Origin of the sequence: Zarconia navalis LEGE 11467 (assembly GCF_015207075.1) — a bacterium.
GTDB lineage: Bacteria > Cyanobacteriota > Cyanobacteriia > Cyanobacteriales > Geitlerinemataceae > Zarconia > Zarconia navalis.
Genome location: NZ_JADEXN010000056.1, coordinates 1 through 14,419, shown reverse-complemented (window position 1 = coordinate 14,419; position 14,419 = coordinate 1). Strand labels below are relative to the sequence as shown.

The following is a 14,419-nucleotide window of genomic DNA, read 5'->3' as shown; positions in this document are numbered from 1 at the left end:
ACCCATTATATGACGGGGGTTTTAGGATTCAAGCCAGTCAACTTGACATGGGAGCAAATTGCTTAACTTGTCACCCATGCTGCGGGTATTGCGACGAACAACCCAAGAACACCTCGTAGCAATGGACGAGACCGAGCGAGTGTTGGTATCGAGTCAGGCTGGTGAAGGTCAGGTGCACGACAAACGGATGCTTGCTTCCGAAGAGTTAGCTGCAGCCAAACAGGCAGAACTCTCCATAAAGGCCTTATATTCTTCGGGGTCGTTCGGGGTGCATCGGCCAGGTAAATCGAAAAGTCGTACCTTTACCGACTTCAGACTCAACAAAGATCTCTCCCCCCTCTGCTTCCACGGTTTTTTTAACAATGGCCAACCCAATACCGGTGCTTTCCACCTTATCGCGGGCTTCTAAAACTTGAAAAATCTCAAAAATTTTGGCGTGGTAGGCTTCATCGATGCCCGGACCGTCATCGCCAACGGAAAATTCGTAGAACCCGTTGCAACCAGGAGTCCAGGAAATCTCAATTCGACCGTTCGAGCGATGGTGGTGCTTGATGGCGTTACTGATGAGGTTGGCAAACACCCGTGCTAGGGGAACGCGATCGGTATAAAATTTCGGCAGGTCGGGAGCAATCTCAATGGTCAAAGCTGCCATGGGCGCTAAAAGATCGATTTCTTCTTCGAGTAACGTCTTGAGATCGACTTCTTCAAATGTCATAGAACTTTGCCCTGCTCGCGAGTAGGCAAGTAAGCCATCAATGAGCTTTTCCATGCGATGTACCCGTCCTTGCAGTAAATCGAGCTGTTGCCGATTTTCGTCGGGGAGATCGTTGCCGATATCTTCATCGATCCAAGTCGCTAGATTGCCGATCGCTCGCAGCGGGGCTTTTAGATCGTGAGACGCGACATAAGCAAACCGATCGAGTTCCTGATTTCGCTTCTCGAGTTGAGCCATCGTCCTGGCCAACACCAAATTCGTTTGGGCCAGTTCGTTTGTTTGTTGCTGTAGAGCCAGCTCTGTTGTCTTGCGATCGTTAATATTATCGATAAAGGCAATGAAGTAGCTCGTCCGAGCGGTATCGTCTCGAATGAGCGATACTGTGACGCTGCACCATACTGGTTCGCCATCTTTGCGCAAATAGCGCTTTTCGATCGACGAAGTTTCTAACTCCCCCGACACGAGGGCATCGCAACATTGCCGATCGACAGCGGCATCATCTGGGTGGGTGATGGCTTGAAAACTCGTTTGTAAGAGTTCTTGGCAGGAATACCCTAAGATCGCGCAGAGTTTGTCGTTGGCTTGAATCCAGCGCCCGTCGATATCTAAGCGACCGATTCCAACTCCAGCTTTATCAAAGAGAATTTTGAGCTGCTTTCTTTGTTCGCTCATTTTCCGCTGGCTGCGGCGTTGCTCGGTGATATCGTTAAACAACATCCCCAGGCACCGTCCTTCTAAAGCAAAGAGTTTGACGCTAAAGGTTCGCGTTTCTCCAGAGGCAATGGTGTAATCGATATCCAACTTTCGCTTTTGCCCGGAGATCGCGACCTGGCGATAAAGCTTCGGCAGCTCGGTCTCAAACATCTGAGGGAACCCTGTCTGCAAGGTTCGACCCAACACGTTCCGGTTGGGAACGGCAATGAATTTCTCGGCGGCTGGGTTGGCCAGTAGCAATCGAAAACTGCTAATATCATCTGGGTCTTCTAGCTGCCACAGATAAAAACCATCCTGCATATTTTTGACAGCTTCGGCATAGCGTTGAATTTCGGTGGTCTGCAAGCCCTCCCACGCCTTGATATCGACAGCAAGCTGACGCAATATGGTATCGGTGGTTTGACGCTGGACGATATCGCGCCCTTCTGCAATCAGCAGGGTCACTTCACCCGCCTCGTCACTCACGGGCTTGAGCGAAAAATCGAGAGTGGTTGCGGTGTGATTCGCCCCGAGAATATCGACCTCGTAGCGGATAAACGTGCCTGGAGACACCCATGAAATTGCCTCCTGGAGTTGTTGGCTGATTTCGGGCGAAGTTTGCCACCAGGGAGTTTCCCAAAATGGCTGACCTTGCACCTGCTCGGCACTCAAGCCACCGAAGGTCAACGCCGTTTTATTCGCTTCGAGTAAGATACCGTCGGGGGTGAGTAGCCAAATTAACTCAAAGGTTTGGTGAAAAATAGCCCTCAAGCGATGTTCGCTATCGTGTAAGGCTTGTCCGACACGCTGTCGCTCGGTTATATCTCGGGCGGTGCAGTAAAACAGCGCCGACCCATCAACAGCCTCGCGAAAAAGACTTATATTCCACTCTAAGCATTTCGGGTGTCCGTCCCCAGCCCGAATCTGGCAGCCAAAGCGAACCGAGCGATCGCGATCGCTCAGCCGGTCTATCTGCGCCCGAGCGACCGCTCGATCTTCAAAGCGGACGAATTCTAGAAACGGTTGGGACAGCAATTGGACTTGGCTAAAGCCGAGCAGGTTTTCCAAAGCGGGATTAATGCGTTTAAAATAGCCATCGTCTCCAAGAATCGCCAATAAATGGGGAGACTGTGTAAAAAAGTATTCTAAATCGCTAGCGATAAACTGTAATGGTGTACTATTATCCATATCCAATCTTTAATTTGCTGTCTCTGTTCTAAATTCGACGACTCCCAGTCTGGTATTTGTGGTTTTCAACGGTTGGCTACTTGCTTAATCTATCAACAAACGCTTCAAGCCACACTTGTTCGCTACAATTTACCTCTTGGGATAGAGACAGTAATTGGTCAGCTCGTTCGGTGGATAGATGGCTGACGGAATGTGTTCGATCGCGCGAATCGTACAGCGGAAAAGTCAACGGCTATCTGATTCAAATTGTGGGGTCACCAAAAGGAACATGAGCGACATTTGCATTGCACTCATTGAAGATCACGATTTAACTCGTATGGGTTTGCGTGCAGCTCTCAAACAAGCCGGTTTCAATTGTGTGGGAGAAGCGGCAAATGGGACTGGGGGATTGCGTTTGCTAGAAGAGAAGCAACCGGATGTGGCCCTGGTGGATATTGGTTTGCCCGATATTGATGGTATCGAACTCATCGAGCGTTTCAAGGCGCGGCAACCGGAAACGAAAACGCGCATTCTCATGCTAACCATGCACGATAGCGAGAAAGCGGTACTGGCGGCTTTTGCTGCTGGAGCCGATTCTTACTGTACTAAAGAAATTGATTCTCAGGATTTGATTCAAGCGGTACGCGAAACCCATCAGGGGCACGCCTGGATCGATCCGGTCATTGCCAGCATCGTCCTGCGTCAGGTCAAGCAGCCTTTAGGGTCGGGGGTTAGCACGGATGCACGCACTGTTGCGATTCGAGCGGTGGAACCGGAGTACGAGCAAATCATCGAGGCTTACCCGCTAACGGAGCGAGAGTTGGAGATTTTGGAGCTGATTGTCGCCGGCTGTAGCAACGCTCAGATTTCCGAACAGTTATTTGTCACCGTCGGGACGGTCAAAACCCACGTTCGCAGTATTCTCAATAAATTGGGAGCTAACGATCGCACCCAGGCCGCGGTGCGAGCCTTGCGTTCTGGATTGATCTGTTAGATTGGCGTTGGGCGTTGGGTGTCTCCCGTCTCCTCATCCGCTCGTCCTGACGAGGGAATGCTTTTCACCATCGATCGGAGTGCTCGTTCGTATCGAAGGAGATTTCCAGGCTTGCCTCTGTGCGAACTTCCCCCGTTTTCTATTTCTGCGTTCCCGATTGCCGCGATCGAGGATTTCTCGCACCACGTGCCACAAATCTGCTACTATTTTGAATGCAGTACGTTAAGCATTGGAGTGTAAGACTATGGGTCGCGGTGGTAAACGTCCGGGTGCAGGACGACCCAGGGGCAGCGGTAAATACGGAGAACCGACGAAAGCCGTGCGTTTGCCAATGAGTTTAGTTACTCAAGTCACTAAAATTTTAGAAAATTGGCCCAGTCAGGGGCGCCTATGTGCTGGGGATATTCAAATTCAACGTCTGTCCCAACAGGAAACGACCCCGACACTCACACTTCCTCTCTATTTAGAAGCCGTAGCAGCCGGGTACCCGACTCCGGCCACAGATTATGTCGATGGGGAATTAGACCTCAACCAACATCTGACCCAACATCCAGAAGAAACCTTCTGCGTGCGAGTCAATGGAGACTCGATGATCGATGCGGGGATTCACCCCAACGATTTATTAATTGTCGATCGGGCGATCGAACCGAAGAACGGTAGCGTGGTGATTGCCGTGGTAGATGGAGAAGTCACGGTGAAGCGGATGTACCAAGACGACGATCGACTTTTGTTGGTCCCCGAAAACGATCGCTACAAACCGTTGGAGATCGCGGAAGAAACCCAGTTTCATATTTGGGGCGTAGTGACCAACGTCGTTCATGCCTTATAACCTTGAGTTGGAACCCCACGGGGCCCAATACGGTCTGGCACTCCATACCACGACCCCCGAACTCGGTTTAGCCATCGATAACTTTGCGGGGGAGTCTCGCGCTGCCACCTGGAATTTAGGGCGATCGCTCTCCACCCACTTACACTCGTATCTTGCCGAGTTTCTCCAACCGCAAACCTGGCAAGATATCGCGTTTATCGCCGTTGCCAAAGGACCCGGAAGTTTTACGGGAACTCGCATCGGGGTGGTAACGGCACGGACGCTGGCTCAAACCCTGAACGTTCCTTTATTTGCCATTTCCTCCCTCGCAGCATTGGCTCGTACTTCCCGCCAGAACGATCGATCGATTCCGGATCGAGTCGATCTCGCCGTGCAGATGCCCGCAGCCAGGGAGCAACTATTTACCGCAATCTATCAAGTATTCCCCGAGAAAGATCCGGTGACGGCCCTGCGATCGGATACCGTACAAACCGATCGAGCGTGGCAGCAGGTGCTAAAGACTTGGAACAGAGATTACTACCAGATTAGGGCAACGCCAGAGTTGGGCAGTACGGTGACGAGCGTTCTGACCTTGGCTTACGGGGAATGGCTGCAAGGCAAGCGCTCGCATTGGTCGGAGGCACTACCGTTTTACGGTCAGCAACCTGTTTGAGAAGACGTAGCAAGAGAGGGAAACGGGAGAAAGTTTAGCCCCCGTTTTCCCCGAACCCTCGCTCTACCAAGGACTGCCCACAAGGGTAAAGCCCGACCAAAAGTAAGGATGGGAGAAATCGCGACCCTCCCAATTACCCGTCTCCGGTGGCAGAGGAATTCGGACTCCATTGCCGACGAGATATCCATCGCGCACGCTCGCCTCTCCTCGTAGAAGTGCCAGTTGTGCCTGTCGCAATGCCTCGGCTTTAATTGGTGCTTCTTGAAGATAATGATAAAACTGACTCATCATCACCAACGTTCCCGTATCCTTGACTTGCCACAAACTCGCCAGGACGGACTTAACCCCAGCGCGCACGGCGAGTCCGGCAAACCCCAATTCCGCCTCGCGATCGCCCACAGCGGTTTCGCAAGCACTTAGTACCAATAGTTCTACAATCGGCGGTGCGTACCATTCCACCAGCCTCAATTCGTCGAGAGCCACGCGCCTATCCCAGAGTTCGAGATAAGCGCGATAGTGGTTTTGGGGATCGAAATTGGCATGGGTTGCCAGGTGAATGATATCGAAAGGTTGTTTCTGGCGTTGCTCGATCAAGTTTTCCAGGGTAAATTCTTCATTGAGAAACGATCGACCCAAAGGATTTCGATCGAAAAACGAGCCTTCACCCTCTTGTAACCCTTGAGTGCTTGGAGGAATCCGCGAGGAATTGCCCGATACGAGAGCCAGTTCCAGGGGAACCGCCGGTAGGGATGGGTTGTTCGATTCGGGAAATTCCGAAGCCCCCATGGCCAAAACTTGCATCTTTTCTAAACTCCGGTAGCGAGTATCGGTTAAGCTCAGGCTGGGAATCGAACCGAGGCTATATCGTTCGATTAAAAATCGATCGCCATCGTGTAGGGCCGCTAGGGGAAGCTGGTGCAATCCCGCATCCATGGCAAAAATTAGGGTATCGATGTCGAGGGCTTCGAGATGTTCGTCGAGGGGTTGAATCAACCATTGATAGAGTTGTTGGGATGATGGTAGATAACTTTGAGATTGGTAAGCGGTGATGCTTTGGCGCAATAACTTCAGGGTGCGTTTGAGTTGTCCGGATTCGAGATCCACCGTTTTGACGATCGGCGGTCCTTCGGGAACGACTAAGACTAAGGTGAGTTGTTCTCGATGGCGATCGCTCGCTCGCTCGGTTTGGGTTGGAAAGGCTTGGGTTTGGGGTAGGGTGAGAGCATAGACGATGACCGCTCGTTTGCCCGTTTCTAGCTCGATGGTTTTGAGGGTTTCGCGCACCACTTGAGCCGTCATCGATCGCTCGTCTTCATTGAGATTGTCCCCGGCTTCTTCTTCAATTTGCTCCTCGAAGAATCGATCGAGGGCTGCCACGCCGCCCTCAAAATTGCCTAAATCTAGCTTCAGGGAAATGTCCTGTTTGGGATCGGGAAGCTTCCAAGTCACTTCATCTTCGCCCAATGACAAGTCAGCATTCAGACTGGTAGCAATTTCTCGGGCGAGTTCTTCCCGTAAGACCTTATCGGGGGGGGAATTGCGATCGCTAACATCAGATGTAAGATCGGGATTAGAGCGGTCCAGATCGTTTTGATCGTCCGTGGGATTGGGGATATCGATATCGTTCCCTCCATCCATGGGACCGAAATTCGGCTCGTTGATGCTGTTGCCTGGGTGAGTGGGGTTGACGATCGCATCTCCTGGCTCGTTCCCGTTGGGATTGTTGGCTCGATCCTCGATTCCGTTATCTGAGTGAGTAGGGTTGACGATCGCACCTCCTGGCTCGTTCCCATTGGGATTGTTGGCTCGATCCTCGCCAGCGATGGGATTCGCGATTCCGTTACCGTCTGACATCGAATTGATACCCTCATCTGTATCGAGAGTAGAGTCGGAACTCTCTGCCATGGAATCGATGGGATCGATCGCATTGAAACTATCTTCATCTTCTAAATTATCCGGCTCTGAATCCCCGGTTGTGTCTGACTCGATCTCATTGAGGTTTTCAGAAATGTCCGGTTCCGAACTCTCCTCCAAGTTCTCGTTTTCCTCCATCTCGTCTATTTCCATAGGTGCGGGGATGGAAATAATCCCAATTCGACCGCCGTCCTGAGTATAGGTATAAAGAAATTCACCACTGAAAATGGTTTCTAAATAGCCGTTGCCTCGGGTAATTGCCCCATCGGTTCCGTTTTGGGATGCATCCCCGACAATGAAGGGAATTTCCCCATTGCCACGGTGGCGAATGACGATCGTGCCGCCACCCGTTGCGCCAGCGGTGGAAAGACTCGCATCGATGCCGTTGAGATCGAGAAATGAGTCCGTTACCCGTAGATTTCCCACCTCAATACTGACATCTCCCCCGGTTCCATTTCGGCTTGTAGTATTGATTCCATCGAGCTGGATATTGTTAGCATCGAGAGAAATATTACCACTATTTCCAAGGGATGAAGTATCGAGAATATCGGCGGTAATATCACCATTACGGCTACTTAAATCGATACCCGACTTAGATTCTAAATCTTGGGCGGTAATATTGCCTGTTGTCGTAATATCGATCGGATTCGAGTCGTTATCGAGATGGCTGCGAATCTCGATACTTTCTAACGGGGTGTTGCTGCCAACCGAACCCATTATTTGAATATTTCCGGATTGGGAATTTACCGTTAAATTATGCGCACCGTCAATGGTATAATGAAAGTAGGTATTTCCAGATTCAAGACTTAATATTATAACATCATTTGTGAGAATAACAGGCGCATTAAACGTAATATTATTTTGATTGGTTTCGATCGACTGACTTAACTCAATTTTTCCCTCAGAGCTAAGTTCGATCGCCCCTCCTATTTCGCTGAAAGAACGAGTATTCACTTCATTTAAAATGATATCTCCCTCGGCATCGAAATTGATATCTCCACCACGGCCCAGTGCAGAAACGGTGAATAACGGTCCGCTTATCTCGATCGAACCGTCATTACTGCGAAGATGAATACTACCACTATTGCGATTAAATCCAGGATTTAAAATTGCCGTATTTCCAACTCCGCCAAGGGTAATATCAAGTGCCGAATCTATAAAAATATTCCCTCCACTTTCCCCACCGATAGCATTAATAACACTACCGCTAGTATTGATACTTCCATTTTCGCTAACGAGAGAAATGAGACCGCCATTCATTCCGGCAGCGGACGAAATATTCCCCGTTATTATATTTCCCGAAGCCCTCAATTCGATCGCGCCACCATTACCAACATCGGCTCCCACTAGCACATCGCCAACCGTGAGGGTTCCGCCACTAAAAATTATAATTCCTCCCCCATTATCTCCACCCGTTGCCGATACCTCATTGGCGGTAATATTCCCCGGTACGCGAATATCGATCGCCCCGCCGTTTCCGATATTGTCCGAGTGCGCATTGACCAGCAGTTTGGAATCCTCTATATTAAAACTTCCCGTTGCGCCGCCAATTTCAATGACGATATTTCCAGCATGACCGTCACTTTGAGTATCGGCAATCCAGTTCCCTCCCAAATCGATATCGCTACTTTCGGTAAAAAGGGAAAGATTGCCCCCATCGCCCATCTGGGAAGAGGCGATCGTACCTTGCACGTTAATCCTTCCCCCACCTTCGCGAACCCTCAGCGTCACGTCTCCTGCATTTCCCGTGCCGCGAGAGAACGAAAGCAAGTTATTCGATGCCAAAATATCTCCGCTAGCGGTTGTGACCGTAATATTGCCCCCAGTTCCTAACTCAGAATAAGATTGCAATCCTCCGATGCTGATTTGACCTCCTCCCTCGCGAACCGTGAGGATAATATCGCCCCCAGTTCCCTTATCGTTCGAGAACGAAAAAATATCTGCGGTGGTAATGCTACCCGATTGGACGATCAGTGTGATATCTCCACCGTCCCCGATATCCGACTTTGAACGTAAACTACCACCACCGGTTGTAATATCTCCTCCCGAAGAAAGCAACGTGATATCTCCTCCATCTCCTACATCTCCATTAGCAACGGATGTATCGATGCTTCCGAGTACGATACTCGTGCCGGAAATGCTGAAATCCCGACCTCGTGCGAAGATGATATCGCCAGAATTCATTGAGAACGAGCCACCATCAACCCCATCAGAATCGGCAATAAACGTTACAGAACCATTGCCAGGGTTTAAGACAAGCCGATTATCGCTTAAATCTTCGATCGTGATATTATTCTTCGCTTCAAGAATAATATTAGTGTTGCCATCGAGGGCTTCGAGTTCCGACTCGTAAATCGTGACGGGTGCGCTATCTCCGGCAAGAATCTGACCGTCACTACCACCGATATCGCCCGCAAAAAGAGTCGTGCCATCCCCCGCACCATCTCCACTACCATCGACGATGGTGATATTTTCCGGGTCGAGGAGCAAGGTTCCCAAATTCCCATGGGGGGCGCGGGTATCCACCGTACCGCGAAAAATCAGGTTTTGCTTTCCTGAAACTTCCACAAAACCGCCGTGGGAAGAGGAGGGGGAGAGGGAGGAAGAAGAGGACGGGGAGATAGAGAGATCGCCTGAGAGAATATTGCTGGTTGATAAAGCAGCACCTCGGGCGCTGATGTTACCGAAAAATTGGGTGGTGTCGTCGGCCCAGAGGATGACTTGTCCCCCGTCACCTTGGTATAGGGCATCGGCGAAAATTGAGGTACCTGCATCGACAAAGGTTACCCGCGCGTTGGGAAGCGGGCCTTGTCCGCGAAAGTTACCACCAATGAAGATGTTGCCACCACCATTGGTTCCAGAAGCATCGAGAGTGGCATCGAACAGTCCGATGCGATCGCCCAAAATCCTGACCGTGGCAGGAAAGCCCTCAACAGAATCGGCAGCATTAGAAACATCAACGGTTCCCGAAACGATCGCATCCCCCGTTTGGGAGGCAATTGCAGCATCGGACCCCAGCAGACTCAAGGTCCCATCGGGGTTAACGGCAATCGATGTGGCATGACCCCGTTCTTCTCCCCCAGACAGCAATTGAGGCAACGACAGCGGTGTGAAGTCGAGTGGCGCATTGGAGGTGGGTTCGACTTCCAAACTCAACAGGTTGTCTTTAGCACTCAGACGCACCAAGCTTTCTCCGGGAACGGCGGCAACGGTGATGTTACCCCCCGATGCTTGCAACGTTCCGGTATTGACGATGGTTCCGGCGAGCAAATTCAGATTGTTTGCGGGGGTTACGGCTAAGTATCCGGCATTGACGATCGCTCCTGGATCGGCGATCGTAAACTCCAAACGATCGGGCGTACCCACTAACTCCGACCAGTTATTATCTTCAAAAACACCGAAGCTGTTGCCGCCAAATCCAATGCCAGTGGCGGTGGTGGCGGTGAAATCTGCCGGTACGTTAAGTGCGGCACTCGGACCAAAGACGATACCGGCTGGATTGACCAAAAAGAGATTGGCATCCCCGCCACTCACTTGCAGCAAGCCGTTGATGAAGGAAGCATCTCCTCCAGTCACGCGGCCGAGGATATTACTCAAGTTGGGGTCTGCGAGAAAGTTAGCAGTTTGTCCCCCATCCAGTCCAAATCGATCGAAGCTATGAAAGAGGTTACTGCCATCGGATGACCTCTGTCCTCCGTGGATGTCGATTCGATCGCCATCGGGGGTAACAATCGTACCCGTACCGTCGTTGGCGGGGGTAATGGGTTGAGCGAAAGCAGACGTGTCATTTGTAATAGCGATCGTCCATAGAAACGTTGAGAGGAGAAGTGAGGGATAGATACGAACGTTCAATTTTTAGGTACTCTCAAATCGAAAACACGAGGAAAAACAAGCTAGACAAAACGCTCGTCTTAGGGAGAAGTTTGACAAGAATGGGTAAATCGATCGAGTCGTTCTTGGGCTTGCTCCCTCAATTCTAAGAAATCGGAACTCGCCAGTTCGACGGTTTGGCAGTAAGATTCGAGGGCGTTTTCGGGTAAAGCTAAGTAATCCCAGTAAAGCTGTCCCAGTCGGTTGTAAAGCGCTGCATTTTGCATCCCACTTTCGATCGGGTTTTCGAGGATATCGATCGCCTCGGCAATCAAACCCCGCTCGACGTAAAGAAAGGCGATCGCTAAGTTCTGCGCTGACTTATCTAGTGCTTGTGTTTCAATGCGATCGATTTCCTCAGTCACTTCCTCGCGGCGGTCTTCTGACAGCAAACGAAACCCAAAGCCACCGGGAATGGGTTCTGCATCCAGAGAAGAAATTCCCGTATCGGTTTCGATAACCAGCATATACTCCACTCCGGAACGCAAGCGACGCTCGTTCGGGTAGTTCATTTGGCTGTCGGCGGTGGTAACCTGCCAGAGTGGGGTGCCGTCTTCAAAGAGGCTAACGGTATACTCTGTTGCACCCGCTACGGGGTTCCATCGCAACTGGGGTCGATCGTTGAGTAGGTGGGTGCGTCGGGGCGAGATCGGATAAGGAAGCTCGTCGTTCGAGGCTAATTCTCCCCGAGGAGGACATTCGTATAAATCGGGATTGCACGATAAGGATGGAGGAGCCGCACAGCCATTGAATTGCTCTGTGGAAATGGATTTGATGGTGAGATCGCTGCATTGAACGACCAATTCCGAACCTCGAGCCGCCAACAGGCGATCTCCTGGATAGATGGGCGTACCGGGAAGGGGTTGGATGCGCTGCTCTTGGCGCTCTAAGCGTGCGTTGCCATTGACTTGAAGAATTTGTCCGTTGGCCGTTGGTGCGGTGGTGGCGACGGCGCTAAACTCGAATAATACTCGAGTGCTGGTTATCCCCGTCCATACTATTGGAATCGAAGCAAGGGTCAGGAAATAAGAGAGTTTGCGTTGCATGAGTTGACGAACCTCCTCGATACGAATTTGATGGAACTAGATATGCGCGATTGTGACAATTTTTCGTGGCGATCGTCCACTAATTCGCACTCCACAGAATGAGAGTACACATCCGATCGACCTCAAATCTTTCGATCGCCAAGTGGATTTTCGATCGTCAAAACTGAGTCTAAAAAACGATCGATTGAGAAAAGTGAGAAAAGTCCGAATGCGATCGGCTCGAGCAACAATGTATGGAATTCGTTTTTTCTTTGGCATCACATTAAAAAATCAGGTTTATCAAACTTCAATTTTTCTTTTCCAAAAACATATATAGTATTTAAAAATAATCTCAAATACCCGCTGTATTTTGAAAATCTGTCTTGAATTGAAGATCTCAAAACAGAAGTAGGTCCGGAACGATCTGGCTCAGACCGAGCTGGATGATGTCCGTGCCGACCTGAAAATCGATCGGACTGACTTTATCTGTTGGCATTTCATGCTCAAAGCCTTAACTTGCAGTGTTTGCAGAGAGTTTTGCGAACACCGTTGAAATTCAGTCTTCACATGAGGTTGAATATCAAATGTCAACGCAGCCTAAAGTCGAGCGCCGCTAATATTTTAGCGGGCGCGATCGTTAAAAATATGTAAATCGTCTTCAGACGAGCGCTACAAGTTGGATTCTCGTAACTGTAACCATTGTTTTTCTCGCACCCACGGGCTATCCAATCTTCCATTCATCCCGGCTGTGGCGCTGCAAGTCAGTTCCGCGCTTCCCGACACGATGCTTTCTTATCGAACTGGTAAAAAACTGTCACACCCAGAAGGGAGACTTTCTTGGCTGGCACAGGGGCAGATCTATAAACCCCGATCTCTGAGTACGATTAGTTTAATTCTGTACTGATTCATCTGCACCCTCCTGACATTGTATTGCCGGGAGGATTTTTATTGGCAACTTTCAGTCTTTTGAAAAAAATACAATCTATTTTGTTAAATTTATCCCGAATAACCATTCGTTGAATTGAAGACAAGCTACATCACACCAACAGAACTATTTATGATGGAGCTTCGACCGTGAATACAGTAACTTCAACAACTTCAACAATCGAGTTGCCGCAACTTAATTTCGGAGATTCCGGAGGTGCGGTTCGTTTTTTACAACAAGTTCTCGTTCTTCGCTACTGCCACAAGTCTGTGACCGTCAACGGTCAATTTGACGAGACAACACAAGCCGCCGTGAAAGAGTTTCAAGGTTGGAATGGTTTAGTTCCCAATGGAATTGTTGGGGAACTCACCTGGCAGGCTTTGGGTCGTTATATCAGTGCTTAAATCGCACCGGGCGATCCGATCGAGGGATGAGTCAAAATGGTCAGTCTCTTAACTGTCCCGTCGCTGCATACATCGGTGCTTGCGAACCTAGATATTAGTGAGTGAAGTTCTAAACAGTACTCTTTGAGGAAACGAGCGTGAAACTAACTTGTCTTTCTAACAACAATTCCGTTACGACTGAAGTTTCCTATGGTTTTAATCCTTTGGCTTGGAACAACTTCGGGGTGGCATTGGTCGGTTCGCAACAGTACGAAGAAGCACTCAATGCTTTCGAGCAAGCTTTAGCGCTCAATCCGACTTTAGCCATTGCTCGAATGAATGCCAATTGCGTGCGATCGCTTTTAGGACATCAATTTCAAGAGACCTCAGATGCGGCCTAAGTCAACGTGCTTTTCGACCCGTTAGAGTGACCGGTCGTGGGGCTACAACTTTGGTGCCAAATCAAAAAGTAAACGTGGTAAATTTTTTCGAGACTGCTGAACTCTGGCGAATTAATCCTGGCGCCATCGAATGTTTGCGATATCCCAGAATCATCCGGTTGCCCAACTGTCTGCTCTAAAACTCGTAATCTCGACGATAAATGGCTCCAAAAACGAGACGGTCGCAGAAGTGGTAATCTCTTCCTACCTCGAAGTTGAAGGATCTCCAAAGATAGATATCGATACTCGAATTTCGATAAAAATCATGATGGAAACCCTCGCCTGTCTTTACTCCAATATTGTTGCCGCTCTAACTCGTTCGCTCGTACTTAAAGAAACAGAACTTTCCCCAGAAGACGAATACTACTTAGTTCAGATTCAATGGCTTGGCGACGACGCTTCATACGCCAAACTCGACCTTGAGACCGAACTTGAATTCGATTGAGTCGCATACTCATCAAATTTTAAGGCAATTTTATGAAAACCCCCAGATTCTTATGGGATTCTCGGCATATACCGATCGAGGTGAGTGCGTTTAGATTCTCTATCCAAACGTACTCGACTTGGTTTTCCAAGATCTCTCGCTCGAACGAACAATGTATCCCCTTCCCTCCGTCCTCCGACTGAGGGATTTTTTGTTAGGACTTACGCATACATATAGCGCTTCGTCATCAGTTTATTTACACAATCGATGAAACCGCCTTTTTCTATTCCCCATTCCCCATGGGTGACAAGTTAAGCTTGTATTCACTTTGTCAACTCCCCGAAATTCATCGAAAAACCCGGCCCTTGGGGAGAGATCCCCAACCCTC

General features: G+C 49.7%; 9 protein-coding genes. 6 read left to right on the top strand and 3 right to left on the bottom strand.

All coding sequences use genetic code 11. From position 1 onward, the window contains the following. Positions 1-244: 244 nt before the first annotated feature. Positions 245-2,596: a PAS domain-containing sensor histidine kinase gene (locus tag IQ235_RS04850; RefSeq protein ID WP_264320369.1), complete on the bottom strand. Its 2,352-nt coding sequence runs from the start codon at positions 2,594-2,596 to the stop codon at positions 245-247. Positions 2,597-2,864: 268 nt separating this feature from the next. Here IQ235_RS04850 and IQ235_RS04845 point away from each other — a divergent pair, with 268 nt between their 5' ends. From IQ235_RS04845 to tsaB, 3 genes are all read left to right on the top strand, one after another. Then, a complete protein-coding gene (locus tag IQ235_RS04845) occupies positions 2,865-3,569 on the top strand; it encodes a response regulator (RefSeq protein ID WP_264320368.1) in 705 nt (234 codons plus the stop codon). Between the two features lie 244 nt (positions 3,570-3,813). Next, on the top strand, positions 3,814-4,398 hold the full coding sequence (locus IQ235_RS04840) for a LexA family protein (RefSeq protein ID WP_264320367.1): 585 nt from the start codon (positions 3,814-3,816) through the stop codon (positions 4,396-4,398). Next, entirely contained in the window at positions 4,388-5,050 is a 663-nt protein-coding gene (tsaB, locus tag IQ235_RS04835; RefSeq protein WP_264320366.1) for a tRNA (adenosine(37)-N6)-threonylcarbamoyltransferase complex dimerization subunit type 1 TsaB, read from the top strand. Before IQ235_RS04840 ends, tsaB begins: the two co-directional genes overlap by 11 nt. Positions 5,051-5,113: 63 nt before the next feature. On the opposite strand, the gene IQ235_RS04830 is transcribed toward tsaB, so the two are convergent. Both IQ235_RS04830 and IQ235_RS04825 read right to left on the bottom strand, forming a co-directional pair. Further along, a complete protein-coding gene (locus IQ235_RS04830; RefSeq protein WP_264320365.1) occupies positions 5,114-10,816 on the bottom strand; it encodes a CHAT domain-containing protein in 5,703 nt (1,900 codons plus the stop codon). Positions 10,817-10,875: 59 nt separating this feature from the next. After that, positions 10,876-11,880 (bottom strand): hypothetical protein, encoded by a 1,005-nt coding sequence (locus tag IQ235_RS04825; RefSeq protein ID WP_264320364.1) that lies wholly within the window; start codon positions 11,878-11,880, stop codon positions 10,876-10,878. Between the two features lie 1,053 nt (positions 11,881-12,933). Here IQ235_RS04825 and IQ235_RS04820 point away from each other — a divergent pair. The 3 genes from IQ235_RS04820 (at position 12,934) to IQ235_RS04810 (ending at position 14,052) form a co-directional block, all read left to right on the top strand. Next, positions 12,934-13,188: a peptidoglycan-binding domain-containing protein gene (locus tag IQ235_RS04820; protein WP_264320363.1), complete on the top strand. Its 255-nt coding sequence runs from the start codon at positions 12,934-12,936 to the stop codon at positions 13,186-13,188. 137 nt (positions 13,189-13,325) lie between these two features. Beyond that, on the top strand, positions 13,326-13,568 hold the full coding sequence (locus IQ235_RS04815; RefSeq protein ID WP_264320362.1) for a tetratricopeptide repeat protein: 243 nt from the start codon (positions 13,326-13,328) through the stop codon (positions 13,566-13,568). A gap of 304 nt (positions 13,569-13,872) precedes the next feature. Continuing rightward, positions 13,873-14,052 carry a hypothetical protein gene (locus IQ235_RS04810; protein ID WP_264320361.1) on the top strand — a complete coding sequence of 60 codons (180 nt, stop codon included), beginning with the start codon at positions 13,873-13,875 and terminating at the stop codon, positions 14,050-14,052. The last annotated feature ends 367 nt before the right edge of the window (positions 14,053-14,419 follow it).